This is a genomic window from Sorangium sp. So ce836 (genome assembly GCF_028553905.1).
Classification (GTDB): domain Bacteria; phylum Myxococcota_A; class Polyangia; order Polyangiales; family Polyangiaceae; genus Sorangium; species Sorangium cellulosum_D.
Map to the genome: position 1 here is coordinate 14,052,211 of NZ_CP102233.1, position 19,121 is coordinate 14,071,331.

17 protein-coding genes are annotated in these 19,121 nt (G+C 72.8%); 11 read left to right on the forward strand and 6 right to left on the reverse strand.

All coding sequences use genetic code 11. The annotated features are described in order from the left end of the window. The first annotated feature begins 33 nt into the window (after nt 1–33). The 3 genes from NQZ70_RS51310 (at nt 34) to NQZ70_RS51320 (ending at nt 3,416) form a co-directional block, all read left to right on the forward strand. Nucleotides 34–1,134, forward strand: a complete 1,101-nt coding sequence (locus NQZ70_RS51310) for a hypothetical protein (RefSeq protein WP_237244827.1) — start codon at nt 34–36, stop codon at nt 1,132–1,134. Nucleotides 1,135–1,428: 294 nt separating this feature from the next. Beyond that, nucleotides 1,429–2,727, forward strand: a complete 1,299-nt coding sequence (locus NQZ70_RS51315; protein WP_129580749.1) for a hypothetical protein — start codon at nt 1,429–1,431, stop codon at nt 2,725–2,727. Between the two features lie 188 nt (nt 2,728–2,915). Then, on the forward strand, nt 2,916–3,416 hold the full coding sequence (locus NQZ70_RS51320; protein WP_237244828.1) for a DUF488 domain-containing protein: 501 nt from the start codon (nt 2,916–2,918) through the stop codon (nt 3,414–3,416). Here NQZ70_RS51320 and NQZ70_RS51325 read toward each other — a convergent pair. Continuing rightward, nucleotides 3,392–4,855, reverse strand: a complete 1,464-nt coding sequence (locus tag NQZ70_RS51325) for a molybdopterin-dependent oxidoreductase (protein ID WP_207217688.1) — start codon at nt 4,853–4,855, stop codon at nt 3,392–3,394. The two genes, NQZ70_RS51320 and NQZ70_RS51325, sit on opposite strands and share 25 nt — an antisense overlap. 519 nt (nt 4,856–5,374) lie before the next feature. On the opposite strand from NQZ70_RS51325, the gene NQZ70_RS51330 reads away from it, so the two are divergent. From NQZ70_RS51330 to NQZ70_RS51355, 6 genes are all read left to right on the forward strand, one after another. Next, nucleotides 5,375–6,493: an NAD-dependent epimerase/dehydratase family protein gene (locus NQZ70_RS51330; RefSeq protein WP_129580751.1), complete on the forward strand. Its 1,119-nt coding sequence runs from the start codon at nt 5,375–5,377 to the stop codon at nt 6,491–6,493. Next, complete coding sequence (locus NQZ70_RS51335) at nt 6,490–7,590, forward strand: SDR family NAD(P)-dependent oxidoreductase (protein ID WP_129580752.1); 1,101 nt, start codon at nt 6,490–6,492, stop codon at nt 7,588–7,590. Before NQZ70_RS51330 ends, NQZ70_RS51335 begins: the two co-directional genes overlap by 4 nt. Beyond that, nucleotides 7,587–8,879: a TIGR04295 family B12-binding domain-containing radical SAM protein gene (locus NQZ70_RS51340; RefSeq protein WP_129580753.1), complete on the forward strand. Its 1,293-nt coding sequence runs from the start codon at nt 7,587–7,589 to the stop codon at nt 8,877–8,879. The genes NQZ70_RS51335 and NQZ70_RS51340 overlap by 4 nt, the downstream gene beginning before the upstream one ends. Next, the gene (locus tag NQZ70_RS51345) at nt 8,866–10,056 is read left to right on the forward strand and encodes a glycosyltransferase family 4 protein (RefSeq protein ID WP_129580754.1); all 1,191 of its coding nucleotides are present in this window, start codon (nt 8,866–8,868) and stop codon (nt 10,054–10,056) included. Before NQZ70_RS51340 ends, NQZ70_RS51345 begins: the two co-directional genes overlap by 14 nt. Beyond that, nucleotides 10,047–11,234, forward strand: coding sequence for a glycosyltransferase (locus NQZ70_RS51350; protein ID WP_129580755.1), 1,188 nt, complete (start codon nt 10,047–10,049; stop codon nt 11,232–11,234). The genes NQZ70_RS51345 and NQZ70_RS51350 overlap by 10 nt, the downstream gene beginning before the upstream one ends. 69 nt (nt 11,235–11,303) lie before the next feature. Continuing rightward, nucleotides 11,304–12,314 carry a UDP-glucuronic acid decarboxylase family protein gene (locus tag NQZ70_RS51355; protein ID WP_129580756.1) on the forward strand — a complete coding sequence of 337 codons (1,011 nt, stop codon included), beginning with the start codon at nt 11,304–11,306 and terminating at the stop codon, nt 12,312–12,314. 154 nt (nt 12,315–12,468) lie between these two features. On the opposite strand, the gene NQZ70_RS51360 is transcribed toward NQZ70_RS51355, so the two are convergent. Together NQZ70_RS51360 and NQZ70_RS51365 are read right to left on the reverse strand one after the other, a co-directional pair. After that, on the reverse strand, nt 12,469–13,047 hold the full coding sequence (locus tag NQZ70_RS51360) for an SgcJ/EcaC family oxidoreductase (RefSeq protein WP_129580757.1): 579 nt from the start codon (nt 13,045–13,047) through the stop codon (nt 12,469–12,471). A 209-nt stretch (nt 13,048–13,256) separates the two neighbouring features. Next, a complete protein-coding gene (locus NQZ70_RS51365) occupies nt 13,257–14,282 on the reverse strand; it encodes an aldo/keto reductase (protein ID WP_129580758.1) in 1,026 nt (341 codons plus the stop codon). 1,109 nt (nt 14,283–15,391) lie between these two features. On the opposite strand from NQZ70_RS51365, the gene NQZ70_RS51370 reads away from it, so the two are divergent. Beyond that, nucleotides 15,392–15,928: a dienelactone hydrolase family protein gene (locus NQZ70_RS51370; protein WP_237244829.1), complete on the forward strand. Its 537-nt coding sequence runs from the start codon at nt 15,392–15,394 to the stop codon at nt 15,926–15,928. Between the two features lie 209 nt (nt 15,929–16,137). Here NQZ70_RS51370 and NQZ70_RS51375 read toward each other — a convergent pair whose 3' ends face one another. Then, on the reverse strand, nt 16,138–16,320 hold the full coding sequence (locus NQZ70_RS51375; RefSeq protein WP_129580759.1) for a hypothetical protein: 183 nt from the start codon (nt 16,318–16,320) through the stop codon (nt 16,138–16,140). Between the two features lie 64 nt (nt 16,321–16,384). On the opposite strand from NQZ70_RS51375, the gene NQZ70_RS51380 reads away from it, so the two are divergent. After that, nucleotides 16,385–17,626: a glycoside hydrolase family 5 protein gene (locus NQZ70_RS51380; RefSeq protein WP_237244830.1), complete on the forward strand. Its 1,242-nt coding sequence runs from the start codon at nt 16,385–16,387 to the stop codon at nt 17,624–17,626. 109 nt (nt 17,627–17,735) lie between these two features. Here the strand turns inward: NQZ70_RS51380 and NQZ70_RS51385 are convergent, their stop codons facing one another. After that, nucleotides 17,736–18,332 (reverse strand): 50S ribosomal protein L11 methyltransferase, encoded by a 597-nt coding sequence (locus NQZ70_RS51385; protein ID WP_129580760.1) that lies wholly within the window; start codon nt 18,330–18,332, stop codon nt 17,736–17,738. 43 nt (nt 18,333–18,375) lie between these two features. Continuing rightward, a complete protein-coding gene (locus NQZ70_RS51390) occupies nt 18,376–19,047 on the reverse strand; it encodes a DUF4291 domain-containing protein (protein WP_129580761.1) in 672 nt (223 codons plus the stop codon). Nucleotides 19,048–19,121 lie beyond the last annotated feature (74 nt).

Genomic DNA, 19,121 nt, shown 5'->3' on the forward strand with positions numbered 1-19,121 from the left:
CGCGCCGAGACGCGGCTGGCGTAGAATCGGCCGATGCTCGCCGTGCACTGCCCGCGTTGCGGGCGCCCAGCGCCGGTATCGCTCGCCAGCCCGGATCTCGTGGCGTGCGCGGCGTGCCACTACCGCGGCCCGCCGCCCGCGGAGGCGGCGCAGGGCCTGCGCGCCGCGGCGCACGTCGTCTTCCAGACCGACGCTCGCCGGCGCCAGCTCTCGGACGCGCTGCGGCGGATGGTTGTCGCGGCGTCGCGGCGGCACGCGCGGCTCGTCGTGGTGTTCTCGCTGGCGTCGGTGCCGATCACGGCGCTCGCCGCGATCATCCTGCTCGGGGTCTGGGTCAGCCCCGATCCCGAGGGGAACCTGGTCACCGGCGGCATGGTCGTGGCGGCGTGGCTGGGCACGGTCGGGACGGGCGCGGCCGTGCTCGCGCTCGTGCGCCGGCGGCAGCGGCGGATCGAGGAGGCGTGCGCCGCGCGCCCGCCGGCGGCCCCGGGCGAGCCGGCGGCGTGCCACGTGTGCGGCGCGCCGCTCGGCGGCGGCGACGGCGCGGTCGCGCGGTGCGGCTTTTGCGCCGCCGACAACCTGATCGCGCCGGCGGTCCTCGAGCGCGTGCGCGCGCGGCAGGTGGTGATCTTGCGGTCGTTCGAGCAGGCCGTGAGCGCCGAGCTCGCCTCGTTCGGCCGCGCGACGTCCGGCGCCGCCGCTGCGGTCGTCGCGACCGCGGTGGTGGTCCCGATCGCCGCGTTCGTCCTCGCCATCGCCGCCGTCCTCGTGGGCGAATCACGGCGGCAGCCGATCGACGCCACGGTGCGCTACGCGGCCGTCAGCACCCCGGTTGGGCAGTGCATCGGTAAAATTGTGCCAAAAGCGGATGGCGGTACGGCGGTGCGGTTCGGGGGGTTCCGGCGCGCGGAGCTGCCCGAGGAGCAGGCGATCGCGCCTGGGGCGCCGGTCGAGGCGGTGTCGCCGGGGGCTCTCGTTGGCCGCTTCGTGACGGCGAAGCAGGGGGCCGGGGTTGTCGAGGGGGTGTTTCTGTCGCCGCTCAAGGGCAACTCCGCCGAGGTGAAGCGCGAGGACGGGACCTCGTTCACGAGCAGCGTCGCCGGGCTCTGCCTGAGCGGCGTGCCGTCGAGGTGATCCGTCACCGTTTCGTGCTATTCGGTCTCGTGCTCTTCCGTTTCGTGCGCGTGTCCCGCAATGGACCTCGATGGGTCGATTGCCGTCCATCGAGAAACGCCCTGCGCAATCTGTCGTGACGGCGCTGCTCGCAATGCCGGCAGGTTTTCGACGGCCGATCCTGCGCGGCGGTGCGGGGGCCTACGGGGCGCTGGCTGCGTAGAGAGAAGTTAGTTGTTCCGTGCCGGCGCCCGCCACGTATAGTGGCGGTGGTTGGGTCGGGCATCGCTGGAATTCACACCCGGTGGAGACAAGATGAGCCAAGGTGGCTGGGGCGGGGGATCAGGGGGCGGTCAGGGCGGTGGTGGTTACGGTCAGCCACCGGGCGGCGGCGGTTACGGCCCACCGCCGGGCGGCGGTTACGGTCAGCCGCCGGTCCAGCCTGGCGGCAGCTACGGCCAGCCGCCGGGGCAGCCGGGTGGCGGTTACGGTCAGCCGCCGGGACAGCCGGGCGGCGGTTACGGTCAGCCGCCGGGGCAGCCGGGCGGCGGTTACGGCCAGCCGCCGGGGCAGCCGGGAGGCGGTTACGGTCAGCCGCCGGGACAGCCGGGCGGCGGCTATGGCCAGCCGCCGGGACAGCCGGGCGGCGGCTATGGCCAGCCGCCGGGACAGCCGGGCGGCGGCTATGGCCAGCCGCCGGGCGGTAGCTACGGTCAGCCTCCGGGGGGCGGCTACGGGCCGCCTCCTGGCGGCGGGCCTCCTGGCGGCGGCTACGGGCCGCCTCCTGGCGGCGGGCCTCCTGGCGGCGGCTACGGGCCGCCTCCTGGCGGCGGCTGGGGCCCGCCTCCTGGTGGCGGCGGCTGGGGTCAGCCGCCTGGCGGCGGGTTCGGTGCGCCTCCTGGCGGCGGGGGCTACGGTCCGCCGCCGGGCGGAGGCCCCTACGGTGCGCCGCCTGGCATGGGAGGCCCGACGTCGTGGGGAGCGGGAGATGCCGCGTCCTTCGGCTGGGAGCGGGTGAAGCGGGACCCCGCGGTGATCATCGGCGCCGTGGCCGTCGTCGGGCTCGCGGCGGGCTTCCCCAACGTCATCGGTGGTGGCATCCAGGCGGCGCTCGCGAGCGACGCGCCGGCCGTCGGGTCGTCCATTCAGGTCCTCATGCAGCTCGTCGGCTTCGTGGTGGGCAGCTACTTCGCTGGAGGCCTGTCCAATCTCCTCCTGAAGGTGGCGCGCGGCCAGCCGTACGCGTTCAACGACATCCTCGGCGGCGGGCGGTGGTTCATGTCCATCCTGGGCGCCCAGATCTTGACCTCTCTGGCCATCGGCGTCGGCATGGTCTTCCTGCTCGTCCCCGGCATCCTCCTCGCGCTCGGCCTGAGCATGACGAACATGTGCATCGTCGATAAGAACCTGGGCGCCGTCGACGCGATGAAGGAGAGCTGGCGAATCACGACCGGCCACAAGGGCGGCATCTTCGTCTATGGCCTGCTCGTCTTCGCGCTCGTGGTGGCGGGCATGCTCGCCTGCTGCGTCGGCACGCTCGTGGCCGGGCCCATCGCGGCCCTCGGCTACGCGTACATCTACCTGCGCCTGACCGGCCAGCCGACCGCGAGCTGAGCCTACGCCAGAGCCCGCGCAGAGCCCTCCCCGGATCTCTCGCCTCAAGGGTTCGAGCCGATGCCAGGCGCGACGACGAGCGCCTCGCCTGCGGTTCGGCCGAGCCCCTCCGTGCTCGGCCGCGGGTCACGGCGTGTGGGCCCGCGGCTTGCAGCGTGCAAGGCTTGCAATGTGCACGGGGGAGGCGCATGGCCAGCACGAGGCAGCGGATGGCGACGGGCAGGGGGCGGGCCGCGCCCGCCGGCGGCAAGACCGCGGGAGCGGTCCGCCTCAAGCGGGCTTACGAGCCGCCCGAGGCGGCCGACGGGTACCGGGTGCTCGTGGATCGCCTGTGGCCGCGCGGCATCCGTAAAGACGCGCTCGCGATCGACGCCTGGATGAAGGAGCTCGGGCCGAGCGACGAGCTCCGCCGATGGTTCGGTCACGATGTCAGCCGGTGGGAGGAGTTCGCGTCGCGCTACCGCGACGAGCTCCGCCGGCAGCCGGCGGCGGGGCTCGCCGACGAGCTCGTCGCCCGGGCGAGGCGCGAGACGGTGACGCTCGTGTATGGAGCCAGGGACGAGCTCCACAACCAGGCCGTCGTGCTGCGCGACGTGATCGAGCAGCGGCTGCGCAGGCCTCGCGCGCGGGGCCATCGCCCTCGCCGCAGGCTTGCGTCGCCGCGTCAGATGCCCGCGTCGGATGGGTAGTAGTTCAGCACGTCGTCCCGCCAGCCGCCCTGTCCCTTCCCGATGCGGCGGAAGTCCTCCACGAGCTCGATCGCGCACACCCACTTCGCCATCTTGTAGCCGAGCTGGTGCTCCACGCGCAGCCGCAGCGGCGCGCCGTGCGGGATCGGCAGCGGCTGCCCGTTCATTTCGTAGGCGAGGATCACCTGCGGCATCCTCGCCGTCTCCAGATCGATGACCTCGTAGTAATGCCCGTGACCGGGAGATTCCCACTTCTCGTCGAGGGTGTGAAAGACGAGGTAGCGCGCGCTATCCAGCGGCTCGTGCCGATCGAGGAGATCCGACACCGCGACGCCGGTCCACTCGGCGAAATAGCTCCACCCCTGGATGCAGACGTGCAGGGTCGACTGCGTCCTCGGCGGCATCGCGCGCAGGTCCTCGAGCGATAGTCTCCCTGGCTTCGCCACGAGCCCCTTGATCTCCAGCCGCCACGCCGCGAAGCCGCCCTCGGCGAGGCGCCGGTACGCCTCGTTCCGCGGCGGGCGCCCGTTCGTCCGGGCAACTGCGGAGATGCGGTCGCGGCGCTGGCGCGGCGCCCAGTGGTGGAACAGCGCGCGCCGCAGGGGGTCGACGCCGATCTCGAGCAGCCTCTTCGTGCGCGCCGGCCGCCGCAGGGAATAGAGGGTCCCCGCCGCGTGGAGCGCCGCGACGAGCGCGATGCCGGCGAGCCCCAGGGCGACGGCGAGCGGCCGCGACGCGGCCTCGCTGCCGAGGACGATATTCGCCATCTCCGCGCCGAATCCGTGGGCGACGACGAGGGCGGCATGGACGAAGAGGAAGAGGGAAAAGGCGACGAGCCCGAGGAAATGCAGGCTGCGAGCGGCCTGGCGTCCGCCGAGCAGACGAGCAAACCACGGGAACCGCGCCCCGAGCGCCGGCGACATCATGAGCCCCGTCACGATCTGCAGCGGGGCGAGCACGAAGACCACCACGAAATACGTGAGCTGCTGGAGCGGATTGTACGGGTTGCCCTCGGGGGGCAGCTCCAGGCGCAGGTAGGTCGTGAGGGCGCGCCAGGCGTCCGCGAAGACGTGAAGGGACGTCGGGACGAGGCGCCGCCACTGCGGGGTGGCCACGAGCAGCGCCACGTAGACGAGCCCCACTGCCACCCAGCCGAGGGCCGACCAGAAGTGCCAGTGCCGGCCGAGGCCGAGGTTGTTCCGCCCCGGCATCGCGAGCCAGGGCGAGCAGGGCTGGATCTCGTCCTCGGCCGTCCACGGCTCGCCGCTGGGCAGCGCCTTCCGGGTCAATCGGAGCCACTCGCTGCCCGGCAGGGCGTCGTCGCTCCAGTAGAGCTTCGGGTGCCCTCCGAGGATCTCGATCCCGCTGCGGAGGAGGAGGGTCAGGAACAGGAAGTTGAAGAGGTGGGTCAGTCGGATCCAGAGCGGAAATCCCAGCACGCTCGCCCCCTTCCTCCTCGCCTCCTCTCGCCTCGGCAAGATCGGAGCCAGCGGCATGTCCCCGGGCCGATCGGGCGCGCTCGCCCGCCCGGGCGCGCCCCTCCACGACGCCGTCGCGCAGCCGCGATTCCGCCCCGCGCCGAGGGCGCCCGCTCCTTCCCGGCGTCGTCCCCGGCCGCTCTCATCGCCCGCGCGAAGCTCGCGCGAACATCGCTCCTCCTGTCGAACGCTGCTTGCGACACATCGAGTCTGCGCCGTCGTCCGGCGGCTCCGTACCCTGTCCAGGGAGCGCGCGAGGCGCGACATCGGCCGCATGACAAAGCGCCCCCGATCGGATTGCGAGCCTCAGGACCGCATGTTAATCGGTGTCCCCTCGGAGACTCCAGCGCAGCGAGGCGCGGAGCCGGGGGGAGATCGCGGCGCGCGGGCGCTCTGTCCGCCGCGCCGTCCTGCGCCGCCCGCTCGCGAGGTGCTCTCTCGCGCCGCCCGCTGCTCGTCCAGACCGGAACGGAGCATGATATGCCTGACCATGTCCTGATCACGGGTGGCGCCGGATTCATCGGCTCCCACCTCGCCGACGAGCTGCTCCGCGCAGGCCACCGCGTCCGCGCCCTCGACTGCCTCGTACCCCAGGTCCACGGCCCCGACCGGCGGCGCCCGGCCCACCTCGATCCGGCCGTCGAGCTCATGGTCGGCGACGTCCGCGACCGCGACGCCCTGAGGCGCGCCCTCCGCGGCGTCGACGCGGTCGTCCACCTCGCCGCCGCCGTGGGCGTCGGACAGAGCATGTACCGCGTCGAGCGGTACACGTCCGTCAACACCGTCGGCACCGCCGTGCTCACCGAGGCCCTCGCCGAGCAGCCGGTGCGGAGGCTCGTCGTCGCCTCCAGCCTGAGCGTCTATGGAGAAGGCCTCTACCGCCGGGCCAGCGGCGAGCTCGTCGCCCCGCGGAGCCGGCCCGTCGAGCAGCTGAAGCGCGGCGCCTTCGAGATCTGCGCCGCGGACGGCGAGCCCCTCGTCCCCGTGCCGACGCCCGAGGACAAGATACCTGCCCTCGAGTCCGTCTACGCCCTCTCCAAGTACGATCAAGAGCGGCTCTGCTTCATCGCCGGTCGCGCCTACGGCATCCCCGTCGTCGCGCTCCGCCTCGCCAACGTGTACGGCCCGCGCCAGGCGCTCTCCAACCCCTACACGGGCGTGATCGCGATCTTCGCCTCGCGCCTGCTCAACAACCGCCCTCCGCTCGTCTTCGAGGACGGGCTCCAGCAGCGCGACTTCGTGAGCGCGCGCGACGTCGCCGAGGCCTGCGCGAAGGCGCTCGCCGAGGACGCCGCCGCCGGCAAGGCGCTCAACATCGGCAGCGGCCGCCCGCGCTCGATCCGCGACGTCGCCGAGGCGCTCTGCAAGGCGCTCGGCAAGCGCGAGATCGAGCCCGAGATCACCGGCCGGTGCCGCGTGGGCGACGTCCGGCACTGCTTCGCCGACGCCCGCGAGGCGCGGCGCGTCCTCGGGTTCGCGCCGTCCGTCCCGTTCGAGCGCGGGCTCCTCGAGCTCGCCGGCTGGATCGAAGGGCAGGTCGCGCGCGACGGCGCCGCCCAGGCGCGCGCCGAGCTCGAGGCGAGGGGGCTCTCGCTGTGAAGCCGCCCGTCCTCATCACCGGAGGGGCCGGCTTCATCGGATCGAGCCTCGCCGATCGGCTCCTCCGCGAGGGGGAGCCGGTCCTCGTCCTCGACAACCTCTCGCGCGCCTTCGTCGAGCGGAACGTCGATCTCCTCCGGGAGCGCCACGGCGACGGCGTGGAGGTCCTCCTGTGCGACATCCGCGACGAGCAGGCCGTGAGCGACGCCGTGCGGCGCGCCTCGTTCGTCTTCCACCTCGCCGCGCAGGTCGCCGTCACGCGCAGCATCTCGGACCCGGCGCTCGACTTCGAGGTGAACGCGCGCGGCACGCTCAACGTGCTCGAGGCGCTCCGGCGGCTCGATCGCCGGCCGCCGCTCGTCTTCGCCTCGACCCACAAGGTCTACGGCGCGCTGGCCGACCTCCCGCTCGAGCGGCGCGAGGACCGGTACCAGCCCCTCTGCGAGCGCGCGCGCGAGCACGGCATCTCCGAGGCGCAGCCGCTCGATCTCCGGAGCCCCCACGGCTGCTCCAAGGGCGCCGCCGATCAGTACGTCCTCGACTACGCCCGCACCTTCGGCCTCCGCGCCGCGGTGCTCCGGATGAGCTGCATCTACGGCCCCCGGCAGTTCGGCAACGAGGACCAGGGGTGGATCGCCCACCTCGTCGCGCGCGCCATCCGCCGCGACCCGATCACCCTCTACGGCGACGGGCTGCAGGTCCGCGACGCGCTGTTCATCGAGGACCTCGTCGACGCCCTCCTGCTCGCGCGGCGCGAGCTCGAGCCCGCCTCGGGCTGCGCCTTCAACATCGGGGGCGGCCCGGAGCGGGCGGTGAGCCCGGTCGAGCTGCTCGATCTCATCGCCGAGCTCGACGGCCGCCGCCCGGCCGTCTCGCTCGCCGCGTGGCGGCCGGGCGATCAGCGTTACTACGTCTCCGACTGCCGCGCCTTCCAGGCGCTCACCGGCTGGACGCCGCGCGTCGCGCTCCGCGACGGGCTGCGCGCGCTCTATCGATGGCGCCTCGGGGTCGAGGAGCGCCTCGGGGCCGTCTACGGGGACGTGCCCGCGTCCGTCCGGCTGGGCCGCGCGGACCGGCGGCTGGGGGTCGCCTCGTGAAGGTCGCGCTGGTCAACCCGCCCTGGCGCTTCGAGGGCAGCGTCTACGCCGGCTGCCGCGAGCCGCACCTGCCGCTCGAGCTCGGGTACGCGAAGGCGCTGCTCGAGCGCGCCGGCCACGAGGCCGCCCTCATCGACGCCCAGGCGCGCGGGATCGACCTCGGCGCCGTGCGCGCCGAGGTCGCCGCGCTCCGCCCGGACATGACGGTGATCACCACGGCGCCGAGCTACCTCCTCTGGCGCTGCCCGCCGCCCGAGCTGCGCGTGCCCATGGCGGCGACCGCCGCGCTGCGGGGCCACGGCGGCCTGCTCGTCGCGGTGGGGCCCCACGGCTCCGCCACGCCCCGCGCGGCGCTCCGCAAGCTCGGCGTGGACGTCGTGGTCCTCGGCGAGTGCGAGGAGCTCCTCGCCCTGCTCGCGGGCGCGCCCGAGTCGCGCTTCTGGCAGATCCCGTCGATCGCCTACCGCAGGAACGGCGTCGATCACGTGCAGGGCGGCCCGTACGCCGCCTGCATGAGGACGCTGCCGGCCCTGCGGTGGGACGCCGCGGCGATCGCGCGCCACGCCCACCACCACCACCGCTTCGACGCCGTGCCCGACGGGCCGAGCGCCGAGATGGAGGCCTCGCGCGGCTGCCCCCACCCCTGCGCTTCCGGCGCGGCGGCGCGCCTCCGCGACAAGCCCCGGCGGCGCCCGCTCGCGACCGTGCTCGACGAGCTCGACGCGCTCCTCGCCCAGGGCGTCCGCCACGTCTACTTCATCGACGAGCTCTTCCTGCCCGACCGGGCGCTCCTCGAGGCGCTCTGGGCGCGGGACGTCGTGTTCGGCGTCCAGATCCGGATCGACGCCTGGTCGCGCGAGATGCTCGACCTCCTCGGCCGCGCGGGCTGCGTCTCGATCGAGGCCGGCGTCGAGCGCGCCCCGGCGGAGGGGAGCGGCGCGCCCGGGAGGCGGTGCGGCGCGTCGGTCGAGGAGCTCACCGGGCTGCTCGTCCACGCCCGGCGGAGCGTGCCGTTCGTCCAGGCGAGCCTGATCCACGCGGACGCCGACGACCCGGCCGAGGCGGCGTCGTGGCGGCAGCGCCTCCTCGGGCTGGGCGTGTGGGCGAACGAGCCGGTCCCGACGTTCCCGTACCCCGGCTCTCCGGCGTACGTCCGTCGGTGGGGCGCGCCCGACGACGGCGCCTGGGAGCGAGCGCACGCCCATTACATCGCCGAGCACCGGGCGCTCAGCGATCTGCAGGACGGCCCGCCGCTGCCGCTCCCGGAGCTCGAGCATGGCGCATGGTGACGGCGACCTCCCCGGCGCGGCGGCGCCGCGGCCCGGCCGGGTGCTCATGACGGCCGACGCGCAGGGCGGCGTGTGGACCTACGCGCTCGAGCTCGCCGCCGGGCTCGCGCGCGCCGGCGTGACCACGGCGCTCGCGGTCATGGGCGGGCCGCTGTCGCCCGCGGCGCGCGCGGCCGCGGCCGCGATCCCGAGGCTCGAGCTCGTCGAGAGCGCCTACCGGCTCGAGTGGATGGACGACCCCTGGGACGACGTCGCGGCCGCGGGCGACTGGCTGCTCGACCTCGAGGAGCGGACGCGGCCCGACGTCGTCCACCTGAACGGCTACTGCCACGCCGCCCTGCCGTTCCGGGCGCCGCGCGTCGTCGTGGCGCACGCCTGCGTGCTGTCGTGGTGGCGCGCCGTCCACCGCCGGCCGGCGCCGGTCCGGCACGACGGCTACCGGGCGCGCGTCGCGGAGGGGCTCCGCGCCGCCGAGGCCGTGGTCGCGCCGAGCGCGGCCATGCTCAGCGCCCTCGCGGGCGAGTACGGCGCGCTCGGCCTGGGGCGCGGCCACGTCATCCCGCACGCGCGCGACCGCCGGCGGTTCGCGCCGGCCCCGAAGGAGCGGTTCGTCTTCGCGGCCGGCCGGCTCTGGGACGAGGCCAAGAACCTCGCCGCGCTCGAGAAGGTCGCGCCGCGCCTGCCGTGGCCCGTGCTCGTGGCCGGGAGCGACGTCGCGCCGGGCGGCGTCGGCCGGCGCGCCGGGGAGAGCCTCTGCTCGCTCGGGTGGATGAACGAGGGCGAGCTCGCGTGGTGGATGGGCCGCGCCGCGATCTACGCCTTCCCGGCGCGGTACGCGCCGTTCGGCATGTCGGTCCTCGAGGCCGGCCTCTCCGGCTGCGCGCTCGTGCTCGGCGACCTGCCCAGCCTGCGCGAGCTCTGGCGCGACGCCGCCGTCTACGTCCCCGCGGACGACCCGGGCGCGCTCCTCCGCGCCCTCGATCAGCTCATCCGGGACGCCGCGCGCCGCGAGGCGCTCGGCGCGCTCGCCCGCCGGCGCGCGGTGCGCTTCAGCCCGCGCGCCATGGCCCGCCGCTACCTCGAGGTCTACGCCGTCGCGCTGTCGGCCCGGCCGGAGGCCGCCTCGCGGGCCTGCCCCCCCTCGACGCCCACGCCTTGCGGGACACCATGCGAATAGCCCTCTTCTGCCACTCCTTGCTCTCCGACTGGGACCACGGGCAGGCGCACTTCCTCCGCGGGATCGCGGCGGAGCTCGACGCCCGCGGCCACGACGTCCTCGCCTTCGAGCCGGAGGACGCCGCGAGCGCCGAGCGCCTCGCGGCCGCCCGCGGCCGGGACGTCGCCGCCGTGTACCCGCGCCTCTGCCCGCGCCGCTACGCGCCCTCGGCGCTCGACCTCGACGCCGCGCTCGCGGGCGTCGACGTCGTGCTCGTCCACGAGCGGAACGACCCCGAGCTGGTGCGGCGCCTCGGCGAGCACCGCGCGCGCACCGATCGTTACCGCCTGCTCTTCCACGACACGCACCACCGCCTGCTCACCGATCCGGCCGCGATCGTGCGGCGCGACCTCTCGGGGTACGACTGCGTGCTCGGCTTCGGAAAGAGCCTTTGCGAGCTCTACCTGCGCCGCGGCGTCGCGCGGCGCGCCGTGGTGTGGCACGAGGCCGCCGACGCGCGCGTGTTCCGGCCGCTGCCGGGGGTCGAGAAGGAGCGCGATCTCGTGTGGATCGGCAACTTCGGGGACGGCGAGCGGACGGCGGAGCTCCGCGAGTTCCTGATCGAGCCGGTGAGGGCGCTCGGGCTGCGCGCGCGCGTGCACGGGGTGCGTTACCCCGACCACGCGCTCGCGGCGCTCGCGGACGCTGGCATCGAGTACGCCGGCTGGCTCCCCAACCACCTCGTCCCCGACGCCTTCGCGCGCGCCCGGGTCACGGTGCACGTCCCGCGGCGGCCGTACGCCGCGCTGCTCCCCGGCATCCCCACGATCCGGCCGTTCGAGGCGCTCGCGTGCGGGATCCCGCTCGTGAGCGCGCCGTGGACCGACGCCGAGCGCCTCTTCTCGCCCGGCCGCGACTACCTGGTCGCGCGCACCGGCGCCGAGATGACGGAGCACCTCCGCGCGCTCCTCGCGGACCCCGATTTCGCGCGCGGCGTGGCCGAGCACGGGCGTCGGACGGTGCTCTCGCGCCACACGTGCGCGCACCGCGTCGACACGCTCCTCGACCTCATCGACGAGCTCCTCCTGCGGCCGTCGTTCTGGCTCGCGGGCGACGAGGAGGACGAGCTCGAGCGGAGCGGCGCGCCGTCCGGGGTCCGCCGCTGCGACCCCGCGCATCACCGGAGCCCGCTCGCGTGAGGCGCGGCGCGGGCGGGCGTGGTCTCGCCGCTCCGCGAGGGGCGGGCTTGCGACAACGGAGGTGTTCCGATGGTGGACGCGAACGGGAGATCGGTGGGGAGGAGCATGCGCATCCTGGTGACGGGGGGCGCCGGCTTCGTGGGCTCGCACCTGTGCGAGCGGCTCCTCGCGGAAGGCCATGATGTCATCGCGCTCGACGACTTCTCGACGGGCTCGCCGGCCAACGTGGCCCACCTGATGCGGAGCAGCCGCTTCTGGCTGGTCGAGCGCGACGTGACGCTGCCCTTCGATTACGAGATCGACCGGGTCTACAACCTGGCGTCGCCGGCGAGCCCCGCGCGCTATCAAGGCGATCCGGTGCGCACCACGATCACGAACGTGATGGGCACGCTGCACGCGCTCGAGTGCGCCGAGCGGCACGGCGCGCGGCTGCTTCAGGCGTCGACGAGCGAGGTGTACGGCGACCCGGAGGTGCACCCGCAGCCGGAGGGCTACCTCGGCCGGGTCAACCCGGTCGGGGTGCGCGCCTGTTACGACGAGGGCAAGCGCTGCGCGGAGTCGCTGGTGATGGACTTCCACCGTCACGGCCGGGCGTCGGGGCGGATCGCGCGGATCTTCAACACGTACGGGCCGAGGATGGCGATCGACGACGGGCGCGCGGTGAGCAACTTCATCGTCCAGGCGCTGCGGGGGGAGGAGCTGACGATTTACGGGAGCGGGGCGCAGACGCGGAGCTTCTGTTATGTCGACGATCTGGTGGAGGGGTGTGTGCGGCTCATGGAGCACCCGGTGGAGATGGGGCCTGTCAACCTGGGGAATCCGGTGGAGGTGACGGTGCTCGAGCTGGCGCAGGAGATCGTGCGGCTCACGGGCAGCGCGAGCCGGATCGTGTTCCGCCCGCTGCCGGAGGACGATCCGCGGCAGCGGCGCCCGGCGATCGAGCTGGCCCGGCGGGCGCTGGGGTTCGAGCCCCGGGTGGCGCTCCGGCAGGGGCTCTACGCGACGATCCAGAGCTTCCGGGCGGCGCTCTCGGGGGCGGGGGAGGGGCCGCGGCGGGGCGAGGCGGCGATGGCGAGCTGACGGCTCGGCTCGGCTCGGCGAGCGCCGGTGGGGGGCGCGCCTCGTGGCGACCGGCCGCGGCGGCGCACCGGGGTCGACCCGGCCTACCGCGCGCGGCGCTCCGCCTTGGCGCAGCTCGAGCCGCGCTGTCGCGCTCGGGGATGACGAGGCGGCGCTACTGGGCCGGTCTGACCTGCGGCTCCGTGCCGCGCACCACGCGGAAAGCGTCGGCGGTCGCCTGCGTGTTCTGCGTCGTCACGAACTGGAGCCGGTCCCCCTCGAGCCGCGCCACGTGGACCAGGATGCCCTGCATGTCGGGCACAGGTTGGCCGTCGGGCGTGAGGACGCCTGTCAGCACCCATGCCCATCGGACCACCGCGACGTCCGGCGCCACGAAGCGCGTCTCGACACGCACGCTCTCGAGGCGGCTCTGCCGGAAGACGGTCTTGTGAATGCCAGCGTGGTTTTCCCGGATGGTCGCGCGCCCGTGCCACCACATCCCGAAGATGTTCACGAAGTCCGCGTCCTCGGCGTGCAGGGCGGCGAACGCATCCATGTCGTGGCGGTTCCAGGCATCGTTGAACGCGGCGACGAGCTGCTCCCCCAGCGCCTGCTGCGTGCGCGCGTCGGGCGCCGCCGCAGCTGCCGCCGGCGCGGGCGCCGCGGGCGCGGGCGGCGCGGAGGGCGGTGGCGAGGCCGTGGCGCACGCGAGCAAGAGGAGCGGCAGTGCAGCGGTGGCGAGGGCGCGATGCATCGGGTGCCCATTACATCCAGGCGGCGCGAGGCGTCAACCAGCGGCGCGTCGCGCGGCGAGCCTCGCTCGCCCATCGCGCCGCGCTGCAGAGCGGCTTCGCGCTGGCCGATTGTCCGGCGGGCACGCTCTATCCGGACCTGCCCGCGCCGCCGGCGTTCTGGTCGCCGATCGCCGAACTGCAGGCGACGGGGGAGGCGCGCTCGCTGCGCTCACCAGCGCTTCTGGAGGCTCCCGATGAAGTTGTAGGGATACCCGAGCTCGAACGCGCTCGCGTCGTCGAGCCTCTGCACCTCTTCGGCCGAGAGCTTCACGTCGGCGGCCTTGAGGTTGTCGTCGAGCTGCTCGAGCGAGCGCGCGCCGAAGATGACCGACGTGACCGTCGGCTTGGCGAGCAGCCAGGCGAGGGAGATGGCCGCGGGCGTGGTCTGCTTCTCCTTCGCGATCGCGTTCACCGCGTCGAGCGTCCGCCAGCCGCGGTCGTTGTCGTAATCGGCGAAGCGCTGCTTCCATTTCTCGAGGCGCACGCCTTCCGGCGGCGGCTGGCCCTTCACGTATTTCCCGGACAGGAACCCGGAGGCGAGCGGCGACCACGGGAGGACGCCGATGCCGAACTGCTTGCACACCGGGATATGCTCGCGCTCGAGGTCGCGCACGAGCAGGCTGTATTGCATCTGCAGAGCGACGAACCGATGGAGGTGCTCGGTCTTCGAGATCCACTGGCTGTCGGTGAGGCGGTACGCCGCGTAGTTGCTCGCGCCCAGGTAGAGGACCTTGCCCGCCCTCACGAGATCGTCGAGCGCGCGGAGGGTCTCCTCCTCCGGCGTGTCGATGTCTTGCATGTGGATCTGGTAGAGATCGATGCGATCGGTCTTGAGGCGCCGCAGGCTGTCTTCCACCGTCCGGACGATGCGGTAGCGGGAAGCGCCGGAGGAGTTCGGCCCTTCGCCCATGCGGAAACGGAACTTGGTGGCGAGCACCACGCGATCGCGGCTCTTCGTCTCCGCCATCCACGCGCCCACCACGCGCTCGGACAGCCCGTCCTGGCCGTAGACGTCGGCGGTGTCGATGAAGCCCACGCCCCGCTCGAGCGCTCGGCTCATGATCGCGAACGACGTCTTCTCATCACAGCCGACCTTGTGCATGAACGACTTCTCGTCCGCCTCCCCGAAGGTCATGGCGCCGAGGCAGAGCACGGGGACCTTGAGCCCACTGGTTCCTAGCGATCGGTACTCCATGGCGAGCAATCTCCTTTGAATTGCGCGGGAGTGTAGCGCAGGGTCACACGACGTCGACGCCACGCATCGACGCGCCCGGCCTCTGTGCCCTCGAGACCGCCGGTACATCGCCGAACCGCGGAGAAGGAGGCGAGCGACCGCGGGCCGCGTGCCGCTCGCCCCTGCGGCGGCGTCGGCACGGCAGGCCTGCGCCGCATTGCGTCGGTGTGGCTGGCGTCGGTGACGCGAGCATGAGCGTCGACGGCGCGGTCACGCCGCGTCGCCCGCTCCGTTCCCCGCCAGTCCCCGCCAGACGCGGACCTCGCGCCCGCGGGCGATCGCCGCGCGCCAGTTTGTGATTGACGCCGGCCATGTGAACGTTCACATTCCGCGCTGCGGATATCCTCTTGCCTTGCCCTGAAAGGCCGTCATGCGCAACGGGCCCTGCGCCCTCATGCGCGTTCGCCTTGACGGTCGCGCCATGGCTCCAGACGAGGCGCACGCATGGCGGGAAGGAGCAGCAGTTGGGCTCGGCTGGGATGACATCAGGGCGCACGCCGAGGCGGAGCGCCTGACAACCATCTGTTTGCCAATTTCGCCATCGTCGGCCTGAAGCGAGCGCTTCGCGCTGGCGTGACGCGACCAGAGGAGCCTCGTGCACGACGAAAAGAAAGCCGTCAGGCGCTTCCATGTCTTCTGTTTGCTCTCGAGCGTCGCGCTGCTCTCGTGCGGCGAAGATTCCGGCGACGCGGCACAAGGTGCCAGCGCGGGCAGCTCCAGCGTGTCAGCCACCAGCGGGGCATCGACCAGCGTGACCGCTGGAGATCGGGCGGCGCTGCCAGCGGCAGCGGCGGTGCCGATATCGGCGACGGTGGAGCGGGCGGGGCGGGCGCGGGCGGAGCGGGCGCGGGCGCGGGCGGAGCGGGGGACGGCGGCGATGCGGCGGGGGGGCGGCCGGTGGCTCGCCGCTCCCGCCGATCACGGATTATTCCGGCGAGGGTCCGTTCGCGACGACCGTGGAGCGGAACTCGGGGCCCAGCGGAAACCACACGATATTCAGGCCTGAACACCTGGGCGAGGGCGGCTTCTTGCACGCGCCGATCATCTTTGGGCCAGGGATCAATACGCAGGTGACCAGCTACACGGATCTCCTGAAGAGCTTCGCTTCTCACGGCTTCGTGGTGGTTGGAGCCAATCTCCTCACCGGCGGTCCCAACGCCCCGAACAACCGCGCGGCCATGCTGGAGAGGCGCGACTGGATCATCGAGCAAAACAGCAAGGCGGGCAGCGCCTACCAGGGCAAGATCGACGTGGAGCACGCCGTTTCCATGGGCTACTCGGTCGGCGGTACCGCCGCCGTGGAGATCGGCGGTCACGAGGCGGTGGCCACCGTCGTCTCGATCCACGGCCACATCGTGACGGCGGCCCTGCACGGGCCCATGCTGCAGACCAGCGGGACGCAGGACACGGTCGGGCTGCCGATGCAGCAAAAGACCTACGACATGTCCCAGACCCAGACGTTCCTGGCGACGGTGATGGGCGCGGATCATGGGTACATCACGCGCGACGTGGGAGGCGTCCAGCGGCCGGCGATCGTGGCCTGGCTCCGTTACTGGATCTACAACGATACCGGTGGGAAGCACTATTCTACGGCGATGATTGCGTGATGTGCACCTCGCCCTGGGTGAATCCCCAGCGCAAGAACTGGGAGTGACCTCGCGTCGAGGGGGCTGGAGCGCCGGCTCCCGGCACCTCCGCGCTCCCGGTCCGCTTCCTCCCGCGGATCCCGTAAGGAACGGTCTGTCACCCATTTCATGGGGTGCAGGGCCGGGTATCCCGTCAAGGTGTGCACATTCGATGGTGGGCACATCGCCGCTCATGCCGACGGCGGGGCCGGCGACAATGGCACCACGACCTGGATACCTAAGGTGACCTGGGAGTTCTTCACCCAGTTCTGAGGGCGCCGAACGATGGCCTCTGAAATCGTGCTCGAGCCGGGTCGGATCGGGCCGAGGTCGAGGTTGTCATTCGCGGCGAGGTGAGATATCGTGTCGTTCATGGCCTTCCTTCACGTCTGCCGCTCTGCGGCTACTCCTTGGCTCAATCTCACGGCCCCCTTGTTGATGCTCGTCGCACTGGGGTGCTCCTCGGAGAGCAACTCGGGCGGGAACGCCGGAGGCGGCAGCGGAGGCACGGACACGAGCGGCGCCGACACGGGCGGCGCCGACACGGGCGGCGCAGGCACGAGCGGCGCCGGCACGGGCGGCGCCGGCGCGGGCGACGCGGGGACGGGCGGCGCCGGCATGGGAGGAACGGGGGGCTCCGGCGGGACCGGCGGATCGGCGACGCCGGCGGATGCCGCAGCCATGGTCGCCGACATGGGCATCGGGGCCAATATCGGCAACACGCTGGAGAACACCACCGCTTGGGAGACGGGCTGGGGCCAGCCGCTGATCACGCAGGCGTTCATCGACGGCATGGCCAGCCATGGGATCAAGACGGTGCGCGTGCCCGTGGCCTGGGACACCTACGCCGTCAACGGCACGATCGACGCTGCCAAGATGGCCCGAGTCAAGGAGGTGGTGGGCTGGATCGAGGCCGCCGGCATGTACTCGATCGTGAACATCCACTGGGACGGGGGCTGGATCTACAACGAGGCCAACGCCAACAAGTACAAGCTCACCGACGACGTCAAGACCAAGTTCGCGTCCTACTGGACCCAGATCGCCACGGCCTTCAGCGGCGTCGGTCACAAGCTGATCTTCGAGGGGATGAACGAGGAGGGGAACTACTGGGTCAACGGCGTTCACGACGGGGGGACGCCGGACTACGCCGCCCTGAACGAGATGAACCAGCTCTTCGTCACCACCGTGCGCGAGCAGGGCGGCTACAACGCGAGCCGCGCCCTGCTCATCGCCGGCTTCGTGACGGACATCGACAGGACCTGTGTGAGCGATTTCAAGGTGCCGACCGATCCGGCCGGCACGAAGAGCCTCTTCCTCTCGATCCACTACTACACGCCCTACACGTTCTGCGGCCTCGACACGGTGGAGTCCTGGGGCTCTCCCAAGACGACGTGGGGCACGGATGCCGAAAAGGCGGAGCTCAAGGGCCTGTTCGACAAGCTCGGCGCGTTCAGCGCTGAGCGGAGCATCCCGGTCATCCTCGGCGAGTTCGCCGTCACGCTGGGCGAGAAGTACCCCCGTGAGCCGGCGTCACGGAGGCTGTGGATGCAGTCGGTGGTGGAGGCGGCGCTGTCTCGCCGCATCGTCCCCGTGCTGTGGGACACAGGGTCGGAGATCAAGCGCACGGACGGCTCGTTCTCGCCGGAGTGGCAGGCCGTCATGGACGCCGTCGACCGTTAGCACGACTGCGGGAGGTCGCCCCGGATCAGCGGTAGCGCCTCCAAGGCGGCTCCGCCAGCGCGGCGGCGAGCCAGACGCTGAACAGGCGCCGAGGCGAGAGGGGAGGGGACTAGGGCTCTCGTCGGGCGGCCAGGCGCCACACGAGCGTACGCCACGCGCCACGCTCGAAGATCTCCGGCCTTCGTCCGGCGAGGAGCGGCGCATACCGCGCGACGATCTCCGGGACGTCGGTGGACACGAGGCCCGACAGGATCAGCGTGCCGAGCGGCGCCAGGCGAGCCGCGATGAGGGGGGCGAGCTCGGTGAGCACGTCGCGGAGGATGTTGGCCACGACGAGGTCGAAGCCCCCATCCGGCCACGTCGTCGCGAAGCGCACGCGCGCCTCCACCGCGCTCCGCCGGGCGCTCTCCGCCGCGATCGCGATCGCGGCGGCGTCGATGTCGACCCCGATCGCCTCGCCGCCGAGCTTCGCGGCGGCGATCGAGAGGATGCCGGTCCCGCTCCCGACGTCGAGGAGGCGGAAGCCGCCTCGCGGCGCGAACGCCGCGAGCGCCTGAAGGCACATCCGCGTGCTCTCGTGCCGGCCGTCGCCGAAGGCGTGGCTCGGGCCGAGGACGATGGTGCGCTCGTCGGCCTCCGCGTCCCATGGGCCGGTGACCACGCGAAAGCGCGGCGGTACTTCGAGGATGGTCGGACGGCCGCTCATGGGCCGCTGAGGCCTGCCGCCGCGCGGGCGGCCCTCCCGTCGTTCATCGACCTCGCTCCTCTCCGCCCGCCCAGCGCTCGAGCCCGACCCGCCTCGCCCCCTCCGCCTCCGCCGGCCAGTACACCTCTTCCCGCGGGATCACGAGCCCCGAGGCGCCCTGGCCCCTCAGCGCCTCTCGCTGCTCCGCCACGAGCGCCGAGATGTCCTCCACGCCCACCGTCCACTCCTCGGCGAACCGCCGCAGCGCCGCGCCGCGCAGCCCGAGCTGGATCGCCCTCCGGTTGACCGGCGCGCCCGAGGGATGATGATCCGGATCCCACTGGAGCCGCACGTCCGAGCGCTTCAGATCGCGATTCCACGCCTCCTGGTCCGGGTACAGCTCGGGCACGAAGCTCGACGGCACCGCGGCCGCCAGGATCGCGTCGAACCCAGCGCGCCGGAGGCGGATGGCGAGCACCGCCTCCTGGTCGGGCTTCGTGCCCCAGCCCGAGCGGTACATCATCCAGAGGAAGTTCGGCTTGATCCAGCTCATGCGGCCGAAGCTGAACTCCGGTCCTCCGAGGCGCTGGTGCAGCGCCGCGTGGCGGGCGATCGAGGGCCGGTACGCCTGGTAGACCACGATGGTCTCGGCGTCGAACTGCGCGAGGATATGGCGCCCCGCGGCGGGCCAGCGGGCGGCCTGCGCAGCGTACGGCTCGAGAATCAGCTTCGCCATCACTCCCTCTCTCGTCCCTCTCCGGCTCCCCCGGCGGAGCGACGTCGCTCGCGCGAGGTCCCCAGCATAGCGCG